We start from the raw sequence: 24,202 nt of genomic DNA, 5'->3' as shown, positions 1-24,202 counted from the left end.
GTGGCAGGAAAATTTTTTGTGAAAAATACTTTATGATGTGAAGAGATATTGATTTTTTAGCAAAATAGATGTATCATAATGTATAGATTAGCACTCACAGAGAACGAGTGCTAACAAAAATTATTGAAATGGTAAAGGAGTTTGAAATTATGGCTAAAGAAATGCATGAGTTTCAGGCAGAAACAAAACAATTATTGGATCTGATGGTTCATTCTATTTATACGAATCGCGAAATATTTTTAAGGGAATTAATATCCAATGCATCGGATGCAATCGATAAAGCTCATTTCGAATCATTAACGAACCGTGAATTATTAGAAGGTAATGATACATTTGAAATTTATCTCGTACCGGATGAAGCTTCCCATACACTGACAATTTCTGATAATGGTATTGGTATGACGTATGATGAAGTCGTAGATAATATTGGTACGATTGCGAAATCCGGTACGAAAGCCTTTATGGAAAAAATGAAAGAAGCTAAAGAAGCTGGTGGCGATGTTTCGGACAAGGAAATGATTGGTCAGTTTGGTGTTGGGTTCTATTCTGCCTTTATGATTGCCGAAAAAGTCACGATTGTTACCCGTAAAGCTGGTCAGGCAACTGCTGTGAAATGGGAATCAAATGGCGATGGCACATATAGTATTGAAGAGTGTGAGAAAGAAGCACGCGGAACCAGCATTACATTGACATTACTGCCAGAATTTTATGGCGAAAAAGCCGAAGAGAATTTTACGGATACATATAAAATAGAAACTTTAATTAAAAAGTATTCCGATTATGTTCGTTATCCAATTAAAATGAATTTTGTCATTGAAGAAACGCCAAAAGATGAAGAAGGAAAACCAATTGAAGGGGCTGAAAAAACAAAACGCGATGAAATGCGTACGCTCAATTCGATGCAGCCACTTTGGACTCGCAATAAAAACGACATTAAACCAGAAGAATATAATGATTTCTTTAAAGAGTTATTCCATGAATGGGAAGCTCCGATGGATGTCCTGCATACAAAAGCGGAAGGTACAGTAGAATATACCTCTTTGCTATTTATCCCTGCTCATGCACCATTTAACTTGTATCACAATGATTATGAACCAGGCGTGCAGTTATATTCCCGTCATGTATTCATTATGGATAAATGTAAAGACCTTTTACCGGACTATTTACGTTTCGTCAAAGGGCTGGTTGATTCACCAGATTTTTCGCTTAATATTTCGCGTGAGCTTTTACAGCAGAGCCGTGAGCTTAAATTAATCGGCAAAAATCTCGAAAAAAATATCTTAAAAACATTAGAAAGAACGCTTAAAAATGATCGTCCTAAATATGAAAAATTCTGGGAAGAATACGGCAAATCACTGAAAATTGGTATTTATAACAGTATGTATTCTGGGAATGATACTGTTACTAAATTGAAAGATTTATTGCTTTTTGTATCTTCAAAAGAAGCTTCTACCGTAAGTTCTTTAAAAGAATATGTAGAACGTATGCCAGAAAGCCAAAAGAAAATTTATTATGCAACAGGTAAAGATCGTGAAACAATTGAACATTTACCACAGATGGAACTTTTACGTGAAAAAGGTATTGAAGTATTATTTTTACTCGATCCTGTGGATGAATTTGCGATTGAAACCATTCGTGAGTACGACAGCAAACAATTCCATTCGATTAGTCGTGGTGATCTTGAACTCGATGATGTAGAATCACAGGAAGTAAAAAAAGAAACAGAAGATATCAGCAAGAAAAATGAAGATTTAATTAAAGACATCAAAGAAGCTTTAACGAATAAAGTATCTGATGTTAAAGTCAGTAACCGTCTTAAATCGAGTGCTGTTTGTCTGGTCGCAGATGAACAGGGACCAAGTATTGCGATGGAACAAGCTTTTGCGGATGCTAAAAATCCGATGTTTAAAGCAAAACGTATTCTGGAAATTAATCCACATCATGATCTTTTTAGCCGTTTGCAGACTATCCATGGCACGGATAAAGAATCCGCTGAATTCAAGGACTATTGTGATCTCCTTTATACACAAGCTCTTTTGATTGAAGGTATTTTACCAGAAGATCCAATTGGCTTTGCGAATAAAGTTGCTAAATTAATGGCAAAATAAAATTTAAAATTTTTTGTATTTCAAATAGAATTCAAAGACGTATAAGGCATAATAAGTCTTGTAGGTTAACTCATATTTTTTCACACACCCCAAGTTTCTTATTAAAAAAAGCAGGACATCCACAGTCCTGCTTTTTTTGTGCGCTGTTATAGGCTGGCTCTCTATATTTTACAGTTATACCAATCTATGCCAGCGGCTTTTTTTGTAATGCTACATTTGCCGGAATTATTGTGCAAGTTTTTGCTGTTTACACGAAATATTTAGAACATTACAATAAGAATTAGGAAAAGATAGATAGGGGAGACGATAAAAAATGAATCTAAAAGATTTAAAAATCAAACTATTTGCGGATGGTGCGAATCTACAAGATATGATTAGCATTTATAAAGAAGGTACAGCCGATGGGTTTACAACAAATCCATCCTTGATGAAACAAGCAGGCGTGAAAGATTATAAATTATTTGCCAAAGAAGTTTTGGCGGTTATTCATGATGCTCCAGTATCATTTGAAGTATTTTCAGATGATTTTTCAATGATGGAAAAAGAAGCAACAATTTTAGCGAATCTTGCTAAAAATGTTTATGTGAAGATTCCTATCACAAATACGAAAGGGGAATCTTCGATACCGCTTATTAAGAAATTGTCCATGCAAGGTTATCATTTAAACGTTACAGCAATTTTTACGCTTGATCAGGTACAAGCTGTAGTCGATGCTTTAAATCCAAAAGCGGCAAGTATTGTTTCGGTATTTGCTGGACGTATTGCGGATACTGGAGTTGACACTAGAACACTCATGAAACAGGCAGTGCAAATCTGTCACGGTAAATCTAATGTAGAGCTGCTGTGGGCAAGCTGCCGTGAATTTTATAATATTATTGAGGCCGAAGAAGTAGGTTGTGACATTATCACTGTTCAAAATTCTATTTTAGCTAAAAGTCAGAATTATGGTAAAGATTTAAAAGAATATTCACTGGAAACGGTACAATCATTTTATAAAGACGCTTCTGGGTTAGGGTTTTCAATCGTATAGAAATTTGTTCAAGGCAGGTGCTTAAGATGATACAGAAGCTATTTACAGATCAAACTGTTGCAGTGGATATAGAGGTAAAAAGTTGGGAAGAGGCAGTACGGTATGGCGGGGCAATGTTGGTGGATGCCGGCAATACGGATAAGAATTATATAGATGCTATGGTGCAAAACATACAAAAAATGGGACAATATATAGTGATAGCTCCTGGATTGGCTATGCCGCATGCACGCCCCGAATATGGGGTTAAAAAAATAGGTATGTCATTGGTTCGCCTTAAAAATCCTGTTCCATTTGGCAACGAAGAATATGATCCAGTTGACATCTTGATTTTTATTTGTGCGATTGATCAAACGACCCATATTACAGCTTTAGCTGAATTAATGATACTGATAGAAGATGAGCCATTTCTAGCAGCGGTGCGAAATGGTATGACGAAGAATGAAATTATTTCATATATTCAAAATAAAGATTTTACAGTGAAGGATGATTAAAATGAAGATATTAACGGTCTGCGGTAATGGGATTGGCAGTAGTTTAATGCTGGCAATGAAAATCGAAGAAATCTGCAAAGAGGAGGGAATTCAAGCGGATGTTGAATCCATCGATTTTAATTCAGCACAAGGGAAAGATGTTGATTTAATTGTGACTGTCAAAGAACTGGCAGAACAATTTGAGCATAAAGATGTAGCAGTTGTAAGGAGTTATATAAATAAGAAGAAAATAAAGGAAGACATATTGGAAATTATCAGGGCAAAAGCCAACCAGTAATAACGAGATGGAGGTAATATACATGATTGAAATTCTTGAGTTTTTGCGAGATGTACTTCAACAGCCAGCATTATTAATAGGGATGGTATCCTTTGTGGGACTGGTCGCACTGGGAAAACCATTCTATAAAATCATGACAGGTACATTAAAGCCAATCTTAGGTTATTTAATGCTAGGGGCTGGTGCTGGTTTTATCGTAACGAATTTAGATCCGTTGGGAAAAATGATTGAAAAAGGTTTCCATATTACGGGTGTTGTACCAAACAATGAAGCCATTGTATCCGTTGCACAAAAAATTCTGGGCGTGGAAACAATGTCGATTTTAGTTGTAGGACTTATTGTTAATTTGTTGATTGCACGGTTCACGAAATATAAATACGTATTTTTAACAGGGCATCATAGTTTTTTTATGGCATGTTTATTATCCGCAGTTCTTGGCACTTCAGGAATGAAAGGGCTTGAACTTATTTTGTGTGGTGGTTTTATTTTAGGCGCATGGAGTTCGATTTCTCCGGCAATTGGACAAAAATACACCAATAAAGTTACAGATGGTGATGGCATTGCTTTAGGCCATTTTGGGAGTTTAGCCTATTATATATCAGCGTGGGTAGGCTCAAAAGTAGGCAAACCTGAAGAAAGCACCGAGAAAATAAAGATCCCGGAAAAATGGGGATTCTTGCGAGATACTACGGTTTCTACAGCTATCACGATGATGTTCTTTTATCTGATAGCCGCTATTGCTGCAGGTCCGACATATGTAGCAACTTTGTCGGAAGGAATGTCACCTATTTTATTTGCGGTTATGTCAGGGTTTAAGTTTGCAGTTGGTGTTACAATAGTATATTCAGGAGTTCGGATGATTTTGGGCGATTTGATTCCTGCATTTCAGGGCATTGCAACAAAAGTTATTCCAGATGCTGTTCCGGCAGTTGACTGTGCGGTATTTTTCACCTATGCCCCAACTGCTGTTGTTATTGGGTTTGTTGTTTCTTTTATTGGTGGTGTGATAGGGATGATTATTCTTGGTATTCTGGGTGGTGTTTTGATTATTCCAGGGCTTGTACCACATTTTTTTTGTGGGGCAACGGCAGGAATATTTGGAAATGCAACGGGTGGTCGTAAGGGGGCTGTTTGCGGGGCTTTTGTCAATGGACTTTTGATTACGTTTGCGCCGGCTCTTTTGCTTCCAGTTCTTGGTTCGTTAGGTTTTCAAAATACAACATTTGGCGATTTTGATTTTGGGGTTTTAGGTATTACATTGGGGTTAATATCGAGTGCCACAGGGCAAATGGGAATATTTGCTGTCATAGCGATCCTCTTCGTAGTACTTCTGGTGCCAAACTTTATTCCGAGTAAAAATAAAGTAATTAATAATCCAAACGAAGAGTAATACACTTAACTTCTTAGCTGTGTATAAGAGACATCTTTATTTTATTGCGTGATCGATACAATAAAATAGAGATGTTTTCTTATCTGTAATTTAGATTACGTGTACGATAAATAAGGGCAGGTGATTTTATGTTGAATAATCGTTGCTCACATATTTTGCATCGGATTTTATATAGCCAGATGCCAATAAAAATTGAAAGTCTTGCCCAAGATCTGAGTGTCAGTGAACGAACTGTCCGATATGATTTGGATCATATCGATGAATATTTAATTGACGAAGGTTTTAATAGGCTGCTCAGAAAACCGAATGAAGGAATTTCTTTGCTGTTAGCAAATATTAAGCGACAGGAACTTTTGTGCTGCATACATAATTCAGATACGTATGAATATGTATTATCCCAAAATGAACGTATCATTTATATATTATATGATTTGTTAGAGCGAGATATTTATACAACGGTACAACAATTGGCCGATAAAATGTTGGTCAGTAAAACAACGATTCAAAATGACATTAAGGAAATCAAAGTACGGTTGGGGTTAAATCGTGACATGATTGAAACATCCAAAGGAAAAGGTATTAAATTTGTTGGCGATGAAGTAAAACTCCGTAAAATGGCATCCAAATTGCTATTTGATCATTTTGACACATTAAATTTATTTAATGTTAATTTTATCAGTTTATTCAATGATGTTAATATTGGTATTATTCAAGATGCTGTTAAGGAAGCTGAAAAACAGTTAAAAAATACTTTTTCAGATTATGCATTTAATAATCTTGTAATCCATTTAGCAATTGCAGTTAAACGAATAGAAATGGATAAAGATATACGGATGGATGCTGCTGAGTTTCGTCAATTGACGAAAACAGCAGAATTTGCTGTTGCAGCTGGCATAGCCCGTAAACTGGAAGATCGTTTTCATATTATAATACCGGATAATGAGATTGGCTATATTGCTATTCATTTATTGGGAAGCAATTTTTCTTTAGCAGATGACAGCAGTCATACTCCGAATGAAAATGATATTTATATACAAATGCTGGTATCGACCTTAATTGAGAAAATGTCTACAACATATGGAGTTGATTTCACGCTGGATGAACAGCTTTATGAAAATTTATTACAGCATATGCGCTCGGCCATATATCGGTTTAAACATAAAATCAATATTAATAATCCATTGCTGACAGAGATACAGGAACAATATGTAGATATATTTAATTGTGTAAGACACGTCTCAGCTTTTTTAGAAAAAGACTTACAGACAAAAGTTAGTGCAGAAGAATGCGGCTACATAAGTATCCATTTTATGACTTCACGTGAGCGGATGAAAAATAGCCATGAACGTAAAGCACGAGTCTTGATTGTTTGTGCTACTGGGGTTGGCACATCAAAGTTTGTTTTGCTGAAATTACGTTCTATTTTCGATTTTGAGGTTGTAGGTACGGTATCTGTTCATGATGCATATGAATCGATCAAACAAGAAGTGATTGATTTAGTTATAACGACGGTACCGCTTAAACTTGATCATATAAAATGCGTCATAGTTCAGCCTTTTCTCAATGAAAAAAATATCAGTGAATTGAGTATCTTTTTCTCTCAGTATGCTCGAAACATTGATGTGGCAGAAATTCAGGAAACGGCAGTCGTATCTGTGCAAAGCCTGTTGCAGATTATTGGTAAGAATTGCACGATTAATGCACCAGAAGTATTATGTAATGAACTAAGCAGTCTGCTCCGTAAAAATAAGATCGAGTATCCAGCACTGCTGGAGTTGATTTCGGAAGATCGAATCCAGCTGCATGGGAATGCTGAGACTTGGCAGGAGGCTGTTCAGGTTGGAGGAAGACTGCTGCAAACGGAAGGGTATGTTACACAACAATATCTTGAAGCTATGGTAGAAAATGTACAAACGATAGGTTCTTATATTGTGCTGTTGCCAGGTATTGCTATGCCGCATGCTAAACCAAGCGATGGCGCTTTAAAAACAGGTTTTAGTATCCTGATCCTTGATCGACCTGTGCAATTTGATATGGTTGAATCCGGTGAGGAGGGCAGGGTGCAAGTTCTGATTACATTGGCAGCAGTGGATTATGTTACGCATACCAGAGCCTTGAAAGAGTTGATTCGGGTTTTGGAACAACGCGATTTTTTGCAGCATATTACGCAAGTTCAAAGCAAAATCGAGGTACTGGAATTATTTAATATACAATAGTAATTAAAATATATGGTTTAACAGTCTAATTCTGACAAGTGGTATGAAAAAATATTTAAATTGTACTACGTGGTCTTTAGAAAGTATCGCTGCCATAAGGCATGTAATAAACTCCCAGTTTGAAAAATTCAAATTGGGAGTTTTGTTGGTTTTAAATTAAAACTATTATAAAAAGATGCAAATAGTATATACTATATGTTACGATGGTAACTAAATAAGGAGCAATTGTATTGTGGTAGTATATATTTAAAACAGCAGGTGATAATTTTGGAAATCCGGCAGCTTAAAACTTTTATGAGTATCGTAAAACTGGGCAGTTTTTCACAAACGGCACAACTTTTGGGCTACACGCAGTCAACGGTGACAACACATATTCAATTACTGGAAAAAGAATTTAATACAGTTTTTTTTGAACGCTTTGGGCATCAATTAATGTTAACAACGGATGGGGAACGCCTTTATGAATATGCGGAACAGATTACGAAGTTATCCGAAGCGGCCAAAAATGAATTGGATCATTTTGATATACCAAAAGGGTCCCTAATCCTTGGTATACCGGAATCTGTCTGCATGTATTATTTAACGGATGTTCTTAAAGAATATGTTTCTTTATATCCCGATGTGGAGCTTAAATTACGTTTGGGAATTGGTAGTGATTTTCGAAATTTACTGCGGAAAAATATGATGGATGTGGCATTTTTTTTAGAAAAAAAAGTCAAAGACCGTGATTTTGTCAGTGAATTTTTATGGGCAGAACCGATTGTTATGGTTGCGGCACCAAATCACCCTTTGACGAAACTGAAGCGAGTTAAGGTCCAGAATTTAACAGGGCAGATTCTGGTTTTTACAGATTCGATTAGTCATTACCAAACGGTCTTGGAAGAATACCTTGAAAAATCTTCTATCACACCAAGGACTATTTTAGAAATAGGGCAGATTTATACGATCAAACAATTTGTTAAGAGTCAGCTCGGAATTACAATTTTGCCATTGGCTGCCGTAAAAACGGAAATTGAAGCGGGGGAGCTTGTTGCTTTACCGTGGCAGGGAATTGATCTTGACACGAATACCTATATTGTTCATCACAAAGACAAATGGCTGTCACTGCCCATCCGAGCATTTATTAAACTTGTGCGTGAACGTTTAGTAGAGTAATGATCTAAAAAGTGATTATTACCGGGAAAGAATAAAGAAGTGAGTTGACTGATTAAATGGATTCTTTTTTAGATGATGTAAAGTTATTGGCTGCGGGAGAAGGTGGCTTAGTCGTAGAATTTGGTGCAACCATTTCTCCGACTATTAATTTATGTGTTCAGACTTTTATGCGGATGGTCTCAGGTTCTAAAGTTAATGGAATGATCGAAGCCGTTCCGTCCTATTGCTCTGTTGTAATTTATTTTGATCCATTTAAAATTACGCGAGCGTCTTTAACAAAACAGATTGAGGTCATTTTAGCGGATTTGCAACTTACCAAATTTGGGAATTTAGTACGACGTGTTGTGCATATTCCCGTTTGTTATGGTGGCGTTTTAGGACCGGATCTAGAATATGTTGCAAAATATACAGGTATTATGGCAAAGCAAGTCATTAAAATGCATACAGGGCAGCCGTATTTAGTTTATATGCTGGGATTCACACCCGGATTTCCCTATTTGGGCGGATTATCCGATTTATTAAATGTGCCTCGTCAGGAAAAACCACGCAGTCGGGTTCCTGTTGGCTCGGTGGGAATTGGCGGTAATCAGACGGGATTTTACCCGATTGAAAGCCCGGGTGAATGGTGGCTGATTGGTCGGACCCCCTTAAAAGCTTTTGATCCGACAAGGTCAGAGCCATTTTTACTCGCACCAGGCGATTATGTGCAATTTGAATCGATTCCTTTTGAACAGTATTTTTCAATTCGTCAAGAGGTGGCAAAAGGAAATTATCAACTTAAAGTCAGTGCGGAGGAGCAGGAGAAAGTATGATTACAGTGATTCAACAGGGAGATTTTTCGACATTACAAGATAAAGGACGCTGGGGATATCAAGCTTGGGGTATGCCAATTGCTGGAGCTATGGACAGCTATGCCTATAAAATGGCAAATTGTCTTATTGGTAATCTGGAAACAGCTGCTGTGATTGAAATGACGGGATCAGGGGCGGCCTTTCGCTTTGATGAGGAAACGCTGGTTTCGCTTTGTGGTGCAGATATGCAGGCACGAGTCAATGGAAAAATTATCGCCAATTGGTCATCTATATTGATACCACGACGCGGAGAATTGCATTTTGGACGGGCTGTTTTTGGGCAGCGTGCTTACTTAGCGGTTAGGGGTGGTTTTGATGTTCCATGGGTTATGGGGAGTCGATCTACGTATACTGGTGCGAAACTGGGAGGAGTAGAAGGGCGGACTTTGCAGCAAGGGGATGTTTTATATATGGGGAAAGATATACTTCGTCCAGCTAAAGTACAAAAATTAGCTGCCTCTGATATTCCTGTATATTCTCAGCAATGGACGCTGCGTGTGGTCAGTGGACCGCAGACACATTTATTTCAAGCTGAAGCGGTGATTCGCTTTTTTACGGAGTCTTATCTTGTTACAGCGGCAGATCGTGTGAATTATCAACTTGCCGGTCCAAAACTGGCTATGCTGGACAAGGTCGATGTTATATCGGATGGAGTGGGGCTTGGTGCAATAGAGATTCCTGCCTGCGGACTTCCTTATATTGTGGCATCGGATCATGGTACTACGAGAGGATTTCCTAAAATAGGCTATATAATCCAGGTTGATTTTCCGAAAGTTGCACAGGCAAATATAGGTGATACGATTCAATTTCAACAGGTAACAGAAGCGGCAGCAATTGCTGCTTTGGAAATTGAAAGAACAGCCTATGCGCGGATTAGAAAACAACTTGGCTGATGTATTTAAAATAGGGTTGTTCAACTTTCGAAAAAATTGAACAACCCTATTTATTTTTTCAATTTTACCGAATGCCTGAGAGGTGATATGATAATACCAAGAAGAATACCAATATTATTTTAGAGAAGCAATGGCGCTTTAGACAAAGATTAACTTTGTTTGAGGTGCCATTTTTGTATATATATGGCATTAAACATTTTACATAGTACTCGTCGGGAATTGGGTATAGGGTTGAGTGGCGTTACGTAGGAAGCAAACGATGCCCTATACCCAATTCCTGGCAGACTGATAGACTGGATGGGATTTCTTTAATGCGTTCTACATAGAAAGGGGCGATACAAAATGTATCAGGTAGATTTGAATTGTGATTTAGGTGAGAGCTTTGGTAGTTATACATTAGGACTTGATCAAGAGATCCTGCCGTTTGTAACTTCCGTAAATATTGCTTGTGGATTTCACGCTGGAGATCCAGCCGTAATGCACAAAACCGTAGAATTGGCTCTGAAAAACAATGTGGCAATTGGTGCACACCCGGGACTTCCCGATTTAAATGGATTTGGTCGCCGTGTGATGGATATAACCGCACGAGAAGCCTATGATATGGTTTTATATCAAGTGGGTGCACTGCAGGCTTTTGTCAAAGCAGCCGGGGGGATTTTGCAACACGTTAAACCTCATGGTGCACTTTATAATATGGCTGCAAAAAACAAATTTTTGGCAGAGGGAATTGCCGAAGCAATTTATAAACTGGAGCCAGGGTTGATCTTATTTGGCTTATCCGGCAGTGAAAGCATTAAAGCTGGTGAGCAGATTGGTCTTCGTACTGCCAGTGAAGTATTTGCGGATCGTACGTATCAATCGGATGGTTCACTGACATCAAGGCAGCAAATGAATGCGATGATTACCAATGAACAAGACTCCATCAAGCAAGTTCTTGGTATGGTGACGAATGGTTCTGTTTTATCAAGACAAGGTAGTCTTGTCAATCTTAAAGCGGATACAATCTGTATTCATGGCGATGGAGCAAAAGCTGTATTGTTCGCTAAAAAAATAAAAGAAAGTTTACGGAACAAGGGGATTGTTGTACAGTCGTTGCGATAGGAAAAATTATAGAAGTCTTTATACAGGGTATTTTATAAGATGGCTGCACAAGAAGAAAATTATCGAGTTTTGGGAGCAGGACAAGGAGGAGGATTACGATGTTAACATTATTAGGTATTGTAGTTGTAATTATAGGTTTCGTTTTAAGATTTAATCCATTGATGGTTGTTGTTATTGCCGGAATTGTAACGGGACTCGCAGGGGCGTTGCCTATTGATAAAATTCTTATTATTTTTGGTGAAGCTTTTGTTAAAAATAGATATCTGTCACTCTTTATTCTTACCTTGCCAGTTATTGGTTTACTAGAACGTAATGGGTTAAAGGAGCAAGCACAAAAACTCATTGGTTCTGTTAAAATAGCAACGACTGGGCGCGTGCTTATTTTATACCTTTTTATTCGTGAAGCTGCTGCAGCAATGGCTTTGACGGCATTAGGTGGTCATGCACAAATGGTGCGTCCGTTAATAGCACCGATGGCGGAGGGGGCTGCTGAAAATAAATATGGGAAACTATCAGCAAAGACACATGAAGAAATTAAAAGTTTTTCTGCTTCGGTAGATAATGTAGGCGTTTTTTTTGGCGAAGATATTTTTGTCGCTTTTGGTGGGGTTTTACTGATGAAAGGATTTTTTGAACAAAATGGACTGATTCTTGAGCCCTTAGATATTGCTTTGTGGGGAATACCAACCGCGATTTTAGCATTTCTAATTCATTCGGTTCGGCTAATTTTATTGGATAGAAAGTTAGATGCTGAATATAATGTTAGTCTAAAAGACGTTGAGGAGTGTGAAAAATCATGATTATTAGCTTAACTTATATTTATTATCTGACGGGAATATTTATGGCAATTATTGCTTTTTTTGCTCTAAAAGATAAATCAAACTCAAAACGCATATTGACGGCTTCATTTTGGGGATTATTTGCCGTATCTTTTATATTTGGGGATATTATTCCACCGCTTTACATGGGGGTTTTGGTTATTGCAATGGCTATTATAGCTGGTGCTGGTGGTGTACGATTAGGAATGTATGATGAAGTTTCACAAGAGCATAGATTCACGCAAGCAAAAAAATTGGGCAGCCGTCTGTTTTTACCAGCATTACTGATTCCGATTGTTACGATTATAGGAACATTGGGTTTAAAAGATATTAGCATAGCTGGCTTGGCTCTTTTAGATAAAAGCAATATTACGCTGGTTAGTTTAGGTGTAGCTTGTATTGTTGCTTTATTAACGGCTTTATTTTTAACGAAAGATACAACAATTCGTTCATTAAAAGAGTCTCGTCGTTTGATTGATGCAATTGGCTGGGCGGCTGTTTTGCCACAAATGTTAGCAACATTAGGTGCTTTATTTGCCGCTGCTGGTGTGGGGCAGGTCGTAGCAGAATTGGTCGGATCGGCGATTCCTGTCGATAATCGATTTATGGTAGTTTTAGCGTATGTACTGGGTATGGCACTTTTTACAATGGTCATGGGAAATGCTTTCGCTGCTTTTCCGGTAATGACAGCTGGCGTAGGACTGCCATTGATTATTCAATTGCATGGTGGAAATCCTGGAGTCGTAGCGGCTATTGGGATGTTTTCTGGTTATTGTGGTACATTGATGACGCCAATGGCGGCAAATTTTAATATTGTTCCGGCAGCTTTATTGGACTTAGAGGATAAAAATGCTGTTATAAAAACCCAGATACCAACCGCCTTACTGTTATTATTTTGCAATGTATTCCTCATGTATTTTCTTGCTTTTTAGATATCAGATTGAGGGGAGAGAACGTTATGAAGACAATTTTATTGACCGGATTTTCTCCATTTGAAGGAGAGTCGATAAATCCAACGATTCGAGTGATTCGAGAAATAGATAAAATGAATTTTCCAAAAATAAAAGTCGTTACACGAGAATTGCCAGTTGTATGGGGAAAAGCCTTTGATGCATTGGAAAACTATATTCATGAAATACAGCCTGACAGTATTTTGGCTCTTGGTCAAGCAGGAGGGCGTGTGGCAATAACACCAGAACGTGTTGCAATCAATGTAGATTCTTTTCGTATTCCAGATAATGAAGGAAATCAGCCGGTAAATGAATTGGTTAACAAGAATGGGGCAGTAGGTTATTGGTCTACGTTGCCCATACAAAAAATGGTTGATAGAATGACACATTCTAATATTCCATCGCTAATATCTAATACAGCGGGCACGTTTGTATGTAATCATATATTTTATCGTCTAATGGAGTTTCTTGAAAAAGAAGGAAATATACGTACCGGTGGATTTATGCATATACCTTATTTACCTGAGCAGGTGATTCAAAAACCGGGTCAGCCAAGTATGTCTTTAGCTATGATTGTTCAGGGAATTGCAGAATGTATTGAGGTGATGAGATGATCTTTTCTGAAGATCGTTGTATTAATGAGTCGATTACGACGATGCCGCTAGGCGAAGCGGGGATTACGGTTTCTTTTGGTAAAACGATTGCGCCGGACATCCATCGACAGGTAAAAGCTTTTGCCAATTATCTAGAACAGCATCCATTTTTAGGGATGGTTGAATATATCACATCGTTTTGCAGTGTTACCGTCTATTATGATCCATTACAGGTAAGGTCAATCGCTCATAAACAGACTGGTGGGGCGGGATCACTTTCTTATCAAATTGTTGCGGGGATTTTGCAAGAGATGTTCGCTATGGTTAATTTGAATGCAGAAAACAAGACAAATCTTGTCCGAATACCAGTTTGCTATGGGGGCGAATTTGGTCAGGATTTAGAGTATATTGCTTCCTATCATAATCTATCGGTTCAGAATGTTATAGATATTCATACGAGTGGTAGATATTTAGTTTATATGATTGGGTTTGCACCCGGATTTCCGTATGTAGGCGGCATGCCATCACAAATTGCTACACCACGTCGGTCTACACCACGTTTGTCGATACCAAAAGGCTCAGTGGGTATTGCAGGCACGCAGACCGGGATATATCCCATCGAGACACCAGGCGGTTGGCAGCTCATCGGACGGACTCCCCTCGCCTTATTTCAGCCAGATTCAAAAATTCCTAGTCTCTTACAAGCAGGTGATATTATAGAGTTTTATTCGATATCATATGAAGAATATCAAGCGTATGAGAAAGGCGGATGCAGCTGATGGAGGTTTTAAAAGCGGGGTTGTTTACGAGTATCCAGGACCTAGGCAGAACGGGTTATCAAAAATATGGGGTTATTGTAAGTGGTGTTATGGATGCTTTTTCGCTTCGCATCGCTAATATTTTGGTAGGCAATCCTGAACCGGAGGCTGTCATGGAAATAACGATGATTGGTCCTCATCTAAAACTTAAAAAAAATACCATGATTGCCATTACCGGGGCTGATTTATCACCGATGATCGCTGGTGAACGAGTTCCGATGTGGCGCCCTGTTTATATTACACAAGATACGATTTTGCAATTTGGTGACTGCAAAACGGGCTGTCGTACGTATTTGGCAGTAGCAGGCGGCTACAATATAAAGGTCGTTATGGGAAGTAAAAGCACGTATCTGCGAGCGGGAATTGGAGGATTTTCTGGGCGGGCTTTACGTAAAGGTGATGTTTTACAAGTGTCGTCAGTAAAGGATCATCAGCTGTCTTTTACAAAAAAACTACAAAAAAGCAATCAAACAAAAAATTTTATCAGTTCATTATGGTATGTTCCAGAACCTTTAGGTTTGGCATCATCAAACAATATTGTGATTCGCGTAACGCGTGGAAATGAGTTTTCGCTTTTTGACGCAGCAAGCCAAAAAAAATTTTTCGAAAAGTCATTTCAGATTACGACGCAATCGGATCGTATGGGCTATCGTTTGGCAGGCGATGCATTAACTCTGGAAAATCCAAACGAAATGCTTTCTGAGGCGGTGACGTTTGGCACGATTCAAATACCACCGGATGGGCAGCCAATTATTCTTTTGGCAGATTGTCAGACTACGGGGGGCTATCCGAAAATCGCTCAAGTCGCAAGAGTCGACCTCACTATTTTGGCACAAAGTAAACCTGGACAACGGATCCACTTTTCTGAAATATCGCTACAAGAAGCAGAAGTTCTTTATATGAAACGAGAAATTTATTTGCAGGAGATTAAAAGAAACATCACTTTATATGTAAATTGAGTTTATTGAGCTTTAAATCGAAATGCATCATAAATAAAGGAGAATCTATTTATGTTTACAATAGAAGAGTTAAAAGAGCTTATCGGAATTTTAGATAAATCTTCACTGGAGCGTTTGGAACTAGAACAAGAAGGCACCAAGCTTATTTTAGCAAAAGGTGTGGTTTTTAAAAATCAAGAAGAACCACTTTTAGAATCATGCCAAACATCACCGAAAATTGTTAATGAAAAATTGGAACAGCAATCAGAAATAGACCTTCATGAAATTCTATCGCCTGTAGTTGGTACTTTTTATATGGCGGCAGAACCTGGTGCTAAGCCTTTTGTAACAATCGGTCAGCAAGTTTTACCGGAAACGGTTGTTGGAGTAGTGGAGGTCATGAAATTATTTAATGAAGTTGAAGCTCAAGTCGAAGGTAAAGTTGTAGAAATTCTAGCAAAAGATGGAGATTTTATCGAATATGGACAGCCATTATTTCTCATTCAAACCAAATAAAATCGGATAAAAGAGAAAGGTGGAAAACCATGTTTAGAAAAATATTAATCGCGAATCGCGGTGAGATTGCAGTTCGGATTATTAGAGCTTGCCGCGAAATGAATATAAAAACGGTGGCTGTCTATTCATCCGTGGATGTTACAGCGTTGCATGTCAAGCTGGCAGATGAAGCCTATTGTATCGGTCCAGCAGCGGCGGGTGAAAGTTATTTAAATCAAGCAAGTTTACTTGCCGTAGCACGTTTTACAAAAGCAGAAGCAATTCATCCCGGTTATGGTTTTTTAGCGGAAAATGCGGGTTTTGCTGAAATCTGTGAGCAGGAAAGGGTCTGCTTTATAGGTCCTTCGGTCAAAGCTATAAAAAAAATGGGCGATAAAGCTACGGCAAGAGCTACGATGGAAAAGGCGGAAGTGCCGATTATTCCTGGTTCCAAAGGGTTGATTACATCAGTTGAAAAAGCAGTTTTATTGGCGGGGAACATTGGTTATCCTGTTATTGTAAAAGCAACGGCAGGTGGTGGTGGTAAAGGCATGCGGGTTGCGGCTAATCCAGAGGAGTTAGCCAAAGCAATTCTTACGGCCCAAAAGGAAGCCGCTGCCGCTTTTGGTGATGCGGGGGTCTATTTGGAAAAATATTTGGAAAATCCGCGCCATGTTGAAATTCAAATTATGGCGGATCGTTTTGGTCAGGTTGTTTATCTGGGTGAACGGGATTGTTCGATTCAAAGAAGGCACCAAAAACTTCTGGAAGAAGCTCCATCGCCAAAACTCGATGAACCTTTACGTAAGAAAATGGGACAGGCAGCTATTCTTGCAGCAAAAGCAGCTACCTATTATGGTGCTGGAACAGTCGAATTCTTATTGGATAAACATGGAGATTTTTATTTTATTGAAATGAATACAAGAATTCAGGTTGAACATCCGGTGACGGAATGGATAACTGGTATTGATCTCATTAAAGAACAGATTTTGGTCGCTGCTGGTCAAGAACTTTCGTTTCAACAAAATGAGGTTCAAATTCAGGGCTGGTCCATCGAGTGTCGAATTAATGCGGAAGATCCTGCAAATGGATTTTTACCAAATCCTGGAGTTATTACCTTATATCGAGCACCGGGGGGGTTTGGTGTACGCATTGACAGTGCGGTTTATGAAGGCTATGAAATTCAGCCGTTTTATGATTCACTCTTGGCGAAAGTTATTGTTTGGGGCAGAAATCGCAACGAAGCAATCACTCGTATGAAACGTGTCTTAGCTGAATTTGAAATTGAAGGAGTCAAAACAACGCTGCCATTTCAGCGGAAATTGCTTGAACATCCGGATTTTGTGAAAGGCGATTTTGATACGGGATTTCTGGAAAAAAATGAGTCGAAATTTCAATAAAAAAATGCAACTCGGGAAGAATATATATTCTCGAGTTGCATTTTTATTGTCGTGATTTTTTGTATTCACGTGGTGTTGTCTTGAATATTGCTTTAAAAGCCCGGGAAAAAGTGGAATAATCTTTAAAGCCGCAGTCAAAGCAGACTTTTGTGATTGGAATGTCTTGTTGAATCAAATCCCTAGAGCAGAGCAAACGTTTGTTGGTTATATATTGATGGATGCTGTAGCCGGTTTCTTCTTTGAATTTACGCATCATATGATATTTGCTGATGAAAAATTTTTGTGACAGATTATCCGCATGTATTGTTTCAAATAAATTGGCATTGATATATTGTAGGATTTCAATGATTTTTTTATCATAAACAGTTGTTGATATCGTTTCAATTTGGTGATCTAAAATCGCGCGATTCAGATGAATCATAAATTCTAAGAAAAGTAATTTAGCAGATAAATCACTGGCAAAAGCAGTTTCAGTCAGTGTTTTTTTTAGATTATCAATGAGATTGAGTAGTTTTTGCCTTTTTGCTGGATGGATGCGAATAACATTTGAATGTTCCTTTTTTGCCCGATGAAAGCAAGTTGCTAAATCATAAGAAGTCGTATGATATTTTTCCATGAAATTTGGTGAGATATAAATTACGATTCTTTCATAGGGTATAGAAAAATCGATTTTTGGTTTATGAATATCATTGCGGTTTACAAGTAAGATATCACGTGGTTCTAACATATAAGACTTCCCTTCGATCATATAATTCACATTGCCGGAAAGGAAAATAATGATTTTATCAAATTCGTGATAATGATAATTGAATTCTCGTAAAGCAGTATCAATTAAATGAAAAAACTTAAAATCAGTGTTTAAATACCCTTTTTTTTCATACATATTCATTACAGCACCTCCAATTTTTATTATATAGCAATATTTGCAATATAAAAAGCATTTTTACAATTTTATATGTATTTGATGCTTGCTATACTGTATATAACGAAGAAGATTTCCTGATAGTGTTCTTCTAAACACCAAATGAAAATTGCAATCTTTACATATTCTTTATGTAAACAGCAGTTTTTTGACGTCTTTTTTATATAAAACTGTGTTACGATCAATATAATAAAAAAGAAATAATAGGGTGTTGAGGAGAATCTATTATGAAGCAGATACGATTGATCGTCGTGGAAATTGAAAAAAATATTCGGATTTCTGTAGTAGAACATTGGATGAATAAAAAAATTGTTGGTAGCACGATTCAACATATTCATATTCAAAACTTGGATTTGATTTATTATGGTACGCTCAATACGTATTTAGGCGAAATTACTATTAGTTCTGGAACCCCGGTCAGTATTTATGACCTTAAAAGTGTATTTGAGTCGCATCCTTATTTTATTCATCAGCTTCAATTTAAAAATAGGGAGCTGCAGGGATGAACCGCAAGATTTGAATAAAAATAACATGTATTTTTATATATTAAAAAAATGGAGGGTTGCATGATGCCTGTTTTATTAAAAAAGTATCGTATTTTAGAAAATGAGTATCTTGTATATGATCCGCAGCGAAATGATGTTGTGTTGGACAAAGCACAAATCCAATTGCTCTGTGATCGTCATAATGGATTGGGAGCGGATGGATTTATCATTGGACCGGTTTTTAATGGAAAAAAAATTAATATTGAAATGTACCGTGCCGATGGCAGTGTAGTGCGAAAAAATGAACAGATGTTAGGAGTTTTTAGTAAATATATTGTGGATGAAGCTTATATGAAGGATCAGTTTTTTATGATTTTCACGTTGGCTGGCAAAGTTACAGTTGATTTGTTTGAAACTGGTAACGAATTGCAAAACATTTCTGTAAGTGATATAACGATAACTGATTTTTTTGCCCGGCAGATCCGTGAAGCAGGGCGGGGAGATATTGTTTGTGCATCATGAAATTTCATATAAAATAAAAATATCACAGCCAATTTATTTGCTGTGATATTTTTTTGATAAGATATATTTAATGCATAAAATATACGACATATAGCTATTAGTCTGCCAGAAATGGGATATAGGGCATCGTTTGCTTCCTACGTAACGCCACTCAAACCTATACCCCAGTCCTGACGATTGCCATATAAAATGTTTAATGCCATATATATAGGTTCCACCAGTTTGGGATATTTTCAAAAAGAAGGGATTGGTTATTTTATTGAAGAATATAATCAAATGATTGAATTTTCAATGTATTTTATTACGGGCTAGGATGATCGGGATTTATGAGAGAGGATTGAGGCTTAGAATGAAAAATTATAAAGTTGCAGTAATAGCTGGTGATGGAGTTGGTCCGGAAGTCTTGGCAGAAGGTATGAAAGTGCTCAGGCGAATTGCCGAACTTTCTGGTACTTTTGCCGTGGATTTTATAGAATTTCCTTGGGGCTGTGAATATTATCTAAAACATGGCAAGATGATGGATGAAGATGGTATGGAAAAATTAAAAGAGTTTGATGCAATCTATTTAGGTGCCGTGGGGTATCCTGGTGTTCCAGATCATGTTTCTCTGGGGGACTTACTTTTAAAAATACGACGAGGCTTTGATCAATATGTTAATTTGCGTCCCATTCAACTTTTAGCGGGGGCGCCATGCCCTCTAAAAGATATTCCACGTGAAGAAATTGACATGCTTGTTGTCCGTGAAAATAGTGAAGGTGAATATGCGAATGTTGGTGCGCGACTCTATCCGGGAAAACCGGAAGAGGTTGTTTTACAAACGGGGGTGTTTTCGCGAAAAGGCACGGAACGGATTATTCGTTATGCCTATGAATTAGCTCGTAAAAACAAAAAGACACTTACAAGTATTAGTAAAGGCAATGCCCTTGGTTATTCGATGGTGTTTTGGGATGAAATATTTGCTGAAATCGGCAAGGAATATCCAGATGTAGAAATCCATTCTTATCTTGTTGATGCTGCTAGTATGTTTTTTGTTAAAGATCCAAAACGTTTTCAAGTTGTTGTAACCTCCAATTTGTTTGGTGATATTTTAACAGATTTAGGTGCTGCGATTGCTGGCGGTATGGGACTGGCTGCTGGCGCCAACATTAATCCGGAACGAAAGTATCCTTCGATGTTTGAGCCAATACATGGTTCGGCACCGGATATTGCCGGTAAAGGTTTGGCAAATCCTTTGGCGTCTATTTGGTCGATTAGTCAAATGCTTGATTTTTGGGGGCAGGAAACTTTGGGGAAAATAGTGTTAGAGACGATTGAACAAATTTTAGTGGAAAAATATGTATTGACTCCAGACTTAGGGGGACAAGCTAACACAGCGTCTGTAGGCAATGAAGTGGTCCGTTTATTGGAACAAAAAATAAAATAAGAACGTAAGGGTTATAAAAAAATTCGTAGGCAGATTTTACTGCTTACGAATTTTTTATTATATAAATTGCATTGAATAGTCTATATGGCAATCGTCAGGAAGGGGATATAGGGTTGAGTGGCGTTACGTAGGAAGCAAACGATGCCCTACCCCTTCCTGGCAGACTGATAGGTTATAATTTCTTTAATATCTTGTTACGAAGGAATTGTTTCGGTGATAGGTTTTTTAAAAGTAATGCAATAAAATAATCCGTCATTGACAATTTTTACGGAAATATCTTGCATTTCAGGAGGAACAAGATGAACAGGTGCAGCTGCCGCGGAAACATCAGGAAAATATTTTTTGGATACGGGAGTGCATTGATATATTTTTTCGATACATTTTTCAGTTTCATCAACAATCATTAATTTTGTTCCTGGTTTTGCCACACGAATCATTTCATGGATGGCTTTTTGTTTATCATTAAAATAATTGATACCACCAATATGGAAAACAACATCAAAAACATTATCTTTAAATGGCAGGTTTTCTGCTTCGCAGCGACCTAAAAAGGTAGGTATTTTCCATTTTAATAAATGCTTGACCGCAGTTGTTAACATTTTTTTTGAGATGTCGATACCATAAAACCGTGCTCGATGATTTAGATATAAGAGATTGTCACCTGTACCGATTGATACTTCTAAAACTTTAGCATTGTCTTTAATGTCCAGCTCATTTAAATACTCACTGCGAGCTTTGAATTCACTGCCAAATTTGAAAAAGAAGTAAACGCGATTCGCTAGTGTATAAATAAAAGCAAACTTGCTGTAGAGTCGACTGTATTTTTTGTTGTTGCCATTCAGTTCTTTGCCAGATACAAAGGAATAATAGCCATTTTTATATGGATATTCTTTTTGACATTCCTGATTGATTAAAGTACCTTGACGTAATTCTAATTTGTGTTTTGTATATGGATCTTGCAATATATGTAATACTTCATCTGTCATGTAGAATCCCTCACTTTGGAATTAGATTTTATATAATATGATTTGATGGCATGACTTCAAAACATTGTATAGCTGGGTTATGATATCGTTCCTTGGCTAAAGAATCTTCTTTAAATTCTATGGACTCTTTTGGACACCAATGGATACACCCTAGACAATATTGGCATTGATGCTGCCAAACCGGCTTGCTATTTTCCATTTTAATATTTTCTGCAGGGCAAATCTTGGCACAAATTCCACAGCCGTTGCAGTTTTCTTGTACCCAAAAGTCAGCATCCATTTGATCAGGGACGAAGGCATCATAGATATTTTGTTCTTTTTCATAAGTTGAAAAGGGCGCTAACTCTATTTCTGTTTTAACTTTTATTTGTTGCGCGATTTCTTTTGTTTTTTTCCTTTGTAAGTTTGTGCGGTCTGTGAAATCTTTTTTTGGATGAGGGTAATACATAAACCACATATTACCAGGCATCGGAATCCCAAAATGAGCGGCAAGATAGGTGTTTTTTTCTTTTAATAATTCATTAATTTGTAAAAAAGAAATAGCAGCATAGCCACCATAATTCGCAATTGCAAAGAAATAAGTTTGGGGATTTATTTTTAAATTTTTAATAAAATCTCGTACCATATGTGGTAAGCCCCGATAATATACGGGAAAAACAAAACCGATTTTATCACTGGTGATATCTGCTTGAATATTCATATTTTGTTTACAAATTTGGATTAAGCGAGCCCCGGGCAGTGCCTGTTTTAAATCTTTGGCTATTTTTAAAGAATTGCCGGTTCCTGTGAAATAATAAATACTTGTTTTCAAAATTCGATCCTCCTTTAGGTTGACTCTGTATTTATTGTACATCATTTTTATGTAAATCGCAGTAAATAATAAAGTTTTTTTGTTAGAAAGTAATATAGATTAGATGATCGCTATGTTTTGCGTAAAATGCATACTGTTATGTTATACTAATTATGAGTGATTTTATCAAGTGATAAGGGGCGAAGTCTTTTATGAAAGATCGAAAAATTCGAATTGGAATCATTGGCCTGGGCGAGATTGCCCAAAAAGTATATCTTCCTTATCTTGCGCAACAAACAAATTGGTTATTGATGGGAGCCTATTCGCCAACAAAAATAAAACGAGATACAATTTGCCAATATTATCGCATTCCTTCTTTTGCCACGAGTGGTGATTTAATTGATCAATGTGATGCAGTTTTTGTGCATAGTTCAACTCGTAGTCATTTTGCTATTGTATCCGAAGTCTTAAAGAAAGGCAAAGACGTTTACGTCGATAAACCTTTGGCGGCATCCATTGAAGAGGCTGAACAGCTGGTTAACTTAAGTATAAAAACTGGACGAAAATTGATGGTTGGGTTTAACCGTCGTTTTGTACCGTTGTATATCAGGGCACGTGAACAGGCAAATAACATAGCTTGGATTCGTATGGAAAAACATCGGATAAATTCGCTGCATGATGTTAATTTTGCGGTGACCATGTTAGATGATTATATTCATTTAGTGGATACGGTTCGTTGGTTGGGAGAACCAAATAATAAACTTACGGGGCACATTAACTTAAATGATGCCCAGCAGCTTGTAAGTGCTCAGCACGCTTATCAAACCAATAATGGCAGCACTGTGTTTATTGGGATGCACAGAAAAAGCGGCACAAATCTGGAACAGCTTGAATTTGTGAATGAAAATTCTGTGATTCGTGTGAAAAACATGGATACGATGGAAATAGAAAAGGCAGGGAAAGTTATTACAACAACTTCTGGTTCCTGGGAGAGTATCTTAAAAAGACGGGGCTTTGAAGCAGCAATTTTGCACTTTATAGCGGCGGTACAAGGTGATACAATACCTGCTATTGATGGAATAGAAGCTTTAAAAACCCAACAGCTTTTACAAGATATGATCGATTTAAAATATCTTGAATTTTAAATTAAAAACATATTTTAAGGAATATTTAAATTTCAGCTACAGGATATCGGATTCTTTTAGAGAATTGTTTTAAATAAGGTTCAGGGACTACAGTATCAAATCTAAACGATGGATAAAAGAAAGGTACGTGGTTGAGAGATGGAACAAATAGAAATGAATAATATGGTCCAAACTACACCATCAGCCCGGCTTTAGGAAACCGGCCTACCGGAAAATTGGAAACCGCGATTCCGGTCATGGAAACCAATTCGACCTATAATGGAGTTATACACCATTCGGTGTAAATTCATTTTTATGGAGGTTATTTCTATGACTCACTATCGCGAAATCCTACGCCTGCACGTATTAGGATTCAGCCAACAGAACATCGCATATAGCTGCGGTGCCTCAAAGAAAACCGTAAAC

Annotated in this window: 24 protein-coding genes; 21 read left to right on the top strand and 3 right to left on the bottom strand. The window is 37.4% G+C overall.

The window, feature by feature from the left end; translation table 11 throughout:
• Nucleotides 1–149 precede the first annotated feature (149 nt).
• The 17 genes from htpG (at nucleotide 150) to accC (ending at nucleotide 17,524) form a co-directional block, all read left to right on the top strand.
• Complete coding sequence (htpG, locus tag F606_RS0103110; protein ID WP_019552409.1) at nucleotides 150–2,108, top strand: molecular chaperone HtpG; 1,959 nt, start codon at nucleotides 150–152, stop codon at nucleotides 2,106–2,108.
• A gap of 313 nt (nucleotides 2,109–2,421) precedes the next feature.
• Complete coding sequence (locus F606_RS0103105; protein ID WP_019552408.1) at nucleotides 2,422–3,138, top strand: transaldolase; 717 nt, start codon at nucleotides 2,422–2,424, stop codon at nucleotides 3,136–3,138.
• A gap of 26 nt (nucleotides 3,139–3,164) precedes the next feature.
• Complete coding sequence (locus F606_RS0103100; RefSeq protein ID WP_019552407.1) at nucleotides 3,165–3,629, top strand: PTS sugar transporter subunit IIA; 465 nt, start codon at nucleotides 3,165–3,167, stop codon at nucleotides 3,627–3,629.
• Between the two features lies 1 nt (nucleotide 3,630).
• Nucleotides 3,631–3,906, top strand: coding sequence for a PTS sugar transporter subunit IIB (locus F606_RS0103095; RefSeq protein ID WP_019552406.1), 276 nt, complete (start codon nucleotides 3,631–3,633; stop codon nucleotides 3,904–3,906).
• 22 nt (nucleotides 3,907–3,928) lie between these two features.
• Nucleotides 3,929–5,296, top strand: coding sequence for a PTS ascorbate transporter subunit IIC (locus F606_RS0103090; RefSeq protein ID WP_019552405.1), 1,368 nt, complete (start codon nucleotides 3,929–3,931; stop codon nucleotides 5,294–5,296).
• A gap of 128 nt (nucleotides 5,297–5,424) precedes the next feature.
• Complete coding sequence (locus F606_RS0103085; protein ID WP_019552404.1) at nucleotides 5,425–7,512, top strand: BglG family transcription antiterminator; 2,088 nt, start codon at nucleotides 5,425–5,427, stop codon at nucleotides 7,510–7,512.
• 258 nt (nucleotides 7,513–7,770) lie between these two features.
• The gene (locus F606_RS0103080; protein ID WP_281166755.1) at nucleotides 7,771–8,667 is read left to right on the top strand and encodes a LysR family transcriptional regulator; all 897 of its coding nucleotides are present in this window, start codon (nucleotides 7,771–7,773) and stop codon (nucleotides 8,665–8,667) included.
• 56 nt (nucleotides 8,668–8,723) lie between these two features.
• Nucleotides 8,724–9,479, top strand: a complete 756-nt coding sequence (pxpB, locus tag F606_RS0103075) for a 5-oxoprolinase subunit PxpB (RefSeq protein ID WP_019552402.1) — start codon at nucleotides 8,724–8,726, stop codon at nucleotides 9,477–9,479.
• Nucleotides 9,476–10,411, top strand: a complete 936-nt coding sequence (locus F606_RS0103070) for a 5-oxoprolinase subunit C family protein (protein ID WP_019552401.1) — start codon at nucleotides 9,476–9,478, stop codon at nucleotides 10,409–10,411. Before pxpB (F606_RS0103075) ends, F606_RS0103070 begins: the two co-directional genes overlap by 4 nt.
• A gap of 342 nt (nucleotides 10,412–10,753) precedes the next feature.
• On the top strand, nucleotides 10,754–11,512 hold the full coding sequence (locus F606_RS0103065; protein ID WP_019552400.1) for a LamB/YcsF family protein: 759 nt from the start codon (nucleotides 10,754–10,756) through the stop codon (nucleotides 11,510–11,512).
• Between the two features lie 98 nt (nucleotides 11,513–11,610).
• Nucleotides 11,611–12,312, top strand: coding sequence for a DUF969 domain-containing protein (locus F606_RS0103060; protein WP_019552399.1), 702 nt, complete (start codon nucleotides 11,611–11,613; stop codon nucleotides 12,310–12,312).
• Nucleotides 12,309–13,262, top strand: a complete 954-nt coding sequence (locus F606_RS0103055; RefSeq protein WP_019552398.1) for a DUF979 domain-containing protein — start codon at nucleotides 12,309–12,311, stop codon at nucleotides 13,260–13,262. Before F606_RS0103060 ends, F606_RS0103055 begins: the two co-directional genes overlap by 4 nt.
• 26 nt (nucleotides 13,263–13,288) lie before the next feature.
• Complete coding sequence (gene pcp, locus F606_RS0103050; protein ID WP_019552397.1) at nucleotides 13,289–13,894, top strand: pyroglutamyl-peptidase I; 606 nt, start codon at nucleotides 13,289–13,291, stop codon at nucleotides 13,892–13,894.
• Nucleotides 13,891–14,652: a 5-oxoprolinase subunit PxpB gene (gene pxpB, locus F606_RS0103045; protein ID WP_019552396.1), complete on the top strand. Its 762-nt coding sequence runs from the start codon at nucleotides 13,891–13,893 to the stop codon at nucleotides 14,650–14,652. Before pcp ends, pxpB (F606_RS0103045) begins: the two co-directional genes overlap by 4 nt.
• On the top strand, nucleotides 14,652–15,650 hold the full coding sequence (locus F606_RS0103040) for a 5-oxoprolinase subunit C family protein (RefSeq protein WP_019552395.1): 999 nt from the start codon (nucleotides 14,652–14,654) through the stop codon (nucleotides 15,648–15,650). The genes pxpB (F606_RS0103045) and F606_RS0103040 overlap by 1 nt, the downstream gene beginning before the upstream one ends.
• 51 nt (nucleotides 15,651–15,701) lie before the next feature.
• Complete coding sequence (locus tag F606_RS0103035) at nucleotides 15,702–16,145, top strand: acetyl-CoA carboxylase biotin carboxyl carrier protein (RefSeq protein WP_019552394.1); 444 nt, start codon at nucleotides 15,702–15,704, stop codon at nucleotides 16,143–16,145.
• Nucleotides 16,146–16,174: 29 nt separating this feature from the next.
• On the top strand, nucleotides 16,175–17,524 hold the full coding sequence (accC, locus tag F606_RS0103030) for an acetyl-CoA carboxylase biotin carboxylase subunit (protein WP_019552393.1): 1,350 nt from the start codon (nucleotides 16,175–16,177) through the stop codon (nucleotides 17,522–17,524).
• A 43-nt stretch (nucleotides 17,525–17,567) separates the two neighbouring features.
• On the opposite strand, the gene F606_RS0103025 is transcribed toward accC, so the two are convergent.
• On the bottom strand, nucleotides 17,568–18,413 hold the full coding sequence (locus F606_RS0103025) for an AraC family transcriptional regulator (RefSeq protein WP_019552392.1): 846 nt from the start codon (nucleotides 18,411–18,413) through the stop codon (nucleotides 17,568–17,570).
• Nucleotides 18,414–18,673: 260 nt separating this feature from the next.
• Between F606_RS0103025 and F606_RS0103020 the strand changes: the two genes are divergently transcribed.
• The 3 genes from F606_RS0103020 to F606_RS0103005 all read left to right on the top strand — a co-directional run bounded on the left by F606_RS0103020 (nucleotide 18,674) and on the right by F606_RS0103005 (nucleotide 20,876).
• Nucleotides 18,674–18,952 carry a hypothetical protein gene (locus F606_RS0103020; RefSeq protein ID WP_019552391.1) on the top strand — a complete coding sequence of 93 codons (279 nt, stop codon included), beginning with the start codon at nucleotides 18,674–18,676 and terminating at the stop codon, nucleotides 18,950–18,952.
• Between the two features lie 60 nt (nucleotides 18,953–19,012).
• Nucleotides 19,013–19,453: a hypothetical protein gene (locus F606_RS20445; protein WP_169558417.1), complete on the top strand. Its 441-nt coding sequence runs from the start codon at nucleotides 19,013–19,015 to the stop codon at nucleotides 19,451–19,453.
• Nucleotides 19,454–19,802: 349 nt separating this feature from the next.
• Nucleotides 19,803–20,876 (top strand): tartrate dehydrogenase, encoded by a 1,074-nt coding sequence (locus F606_RS0103005; RefSeq protein ID WP_019552388.1) that lies wholly within the window; start codon nucleotides 19,803–19,805, stop codon nucleotides 20,874–20,876.
• Nucleotides 20,877–21,070: 194 nt separating this feature from the next.
• Here F606_RS0103005 and F606_RS0103000 read toward each other — a convergent pair whose 3' ends face one another.
• The gene (locus F606_RS0103000; protein ID WP_019552387.1) at nucleotides 21,071–21,862 is read right to left on the bottom strand and encodes a class I SAM-dependent methyltransferase; all 792 of its coding nucleotides are present in this window, start codon (nucleotides 21,860–21,862) and stop codon (nucleotides 21,071–21,073) included.
• 28 nt (nucleotides 21,863–21,890) lie between these two features.
• On the bottom strand, nucleotides 21,891–22,673 hold the full coding sequence (locus tag F606_RS0102995) for an EFR1 family ferrodoxin (protein ID WP_019552386.1): 783 nt from the start codon (nucleotides 22,671–22,673) through the stop codon (nucleotides 21,891–21,893).
• Nucleotides 22,674–22,864: 191 nt separating this feature from the next.
• On the opposite strand from F606_RS0102995, the gene F606_RS0102990 reads away from it, so the two are divergent.
• On the top strand, nucleotides 22,865–23,797 hold the full coding sequence (locus tag F606_RS0102990; protein WP_019552385.1) for a Gfo/Idh/MocA family protein: 933 nt from the start codon (nucleotides 22,865–22,867) through the stop codon (nucleotides 23,795–23,797).
• Nucleotides 23,798–24,202 lie beyond the last annotated feature (405 nt).

The organism is Propionispira raffinosivorans DSM 20765 (assembly GCF_000381065.1).
Lineage (GTDB): Bacteria > Bacillota > Negativicutes > Selenomonadales > Selenomonadaceae > Propionispira > Propionispira raffinosivorans.
Note: the sequence above shows the minus strand (reverse complement) of the source record. Positions and strands in the feature narration are given on the sequence as shown.